This window comes from Flagellimonas ochracea (assembly GCF_009903685.1).
In the GTDB taxonomy this organism is placed as follows: Bacteria; Bacteroidota; Bacteroidia; order Flavobacteriales; family Flavobacteriaceae; genus Flagellimonas; species Flagellimonas ochracea.
On the sequence record NZ_JAAABI010000044.1, the window covers coordinates 1 to 277 of the forward strand.

The 277-nt window shown below is 63.5% G+C and carries 1 protein-coding gene; it reads left to right on the top strand.

Going from position 1 to position 277, the window contains the following annotated elements:
* On the top strand, window positions 1-277 hold a 277-nt coding region (locus GTQ34_RS16660; RefSeq protein WP_208103922.1), incomplete at both ends, for a hypothetical protein.

The window sequence follows — 277 nt, forward strand, 5'->3', positions numbered from 1 at the left end:
CTGACGGGCACCTCGATAACGGTGACCGATGCCGGTGGCACATTGAGCCAGGACCTTGACGGAACCTTCGCCACGGACGCCGAGCTTGCCGCACTCAACACGGACGATGCCGACGCTGACCCCACGAACGAATACAACACGGCAGTTGGGCTGACGGGCACCTCCATAACGGTGACCGATGCAGGCGGTACCCTGAGCCAGGACCTTGACGGTACCTTTGCCACGGATGCGGAACTGGCGGCCCTTAACACGGACGATGCCGACGCCGACCCGACCA